Annotated in this window: 1 pseudogene; it reads left to right on the plus strand. The window is 56.6% G+C overall.

From position 1 onward, the window contains the following. Nucleotides 1-122: 122 nt before the first annotated feature. Nucleotides 123-425 (plus strand): annotated as a pseudogene (locus NYR58_RS20460) (IS481 family transposase); the annotation flags it as partial. Nucleotides 426-908 lie beyond the last annotated feature (483 nt).

The raw sequence follows: 908 nt of genomic DNA on the forward strand, positions 1-908 counted from the left end.
CACGCCGCCGAATGATGGCACACAAAAGGAGAACAGGCTCGACTTACGAGTGGCCCTGAAAAAAGGGGCAGGTCACCGGGCTTTGATGGTGCATTGTTTTCCCAGGAATGGAAGGATGCACTATGGGACAGTTTCTTCACGGCAGCGCCACGACGACAGAGGCGGTTCGTCGAGCAATACAGAATAGTCAAGCGAGCCTGAAAACGCTGGCCAAGCGCTACGGGATTAACCAGAAGATGGCCGCCAAGTGGAAGAACCGTGATACGGTCAGCGACCGCCGGACGGGACCGGCAGAACCACGTTCGACGGTCCTGTCGGTGGAAGAGGAAGCGGTGATTGTCGCCTTCCGACGCCACACGATGCTGCCACTGGATGATTGCCTCAATGCGCTGCAGCCGACCATCCCGGATTTGACGCGTTCCTCGTAATGGTCTTCCGAGCAACGTTCGTTTACAAAATTTCTTCCTTTGGAAACTTTTCGGCACCGTAGGGATGAACCCCAGATACACGAGCCTCCTAATTTCATGACCGTAGCCTGCGGTATGGAAGGAAGTTTGCATGAGGAACAATCTCAAAACCCTAGCGCTCTTGTCGACAACAGTTTTGGTGTCGACGGTCTCCCCTTCGCTATCGAAAGCTCTCAACTCTCATTCACTTGATAGGGAGCGGCCGATCGTACGATCGATTGCCGATGCTGACGCGGCGCTTCACGATCGGCAGGTCTTCGCGCAAGTCGAACACGGTCCGTCTGCGAAAAAAGCGTTAATCGACTTCCTCGAGCCTCCCGTTTTCCGCCCTCGCTCGGCTAGCCCACGACCGGAAGATGATACGCGGTAAGCGGCGGCGCGGCACCATTGCCGAGGGGAGCACCACGTCGACCGTCCCCGCGAGCGCTGCAGATTTGTTTC

It is taken from the genome of Chelativorans intermedius (assembly GCF_025398255.1).
Classification (GTDB): domain Bacteria; phylum Pseudomonadota; class Alphaproteobacteria; order Rhizobiales; family Rhizobiaceae; genus Chelativorans; species Chelativorans intermedius.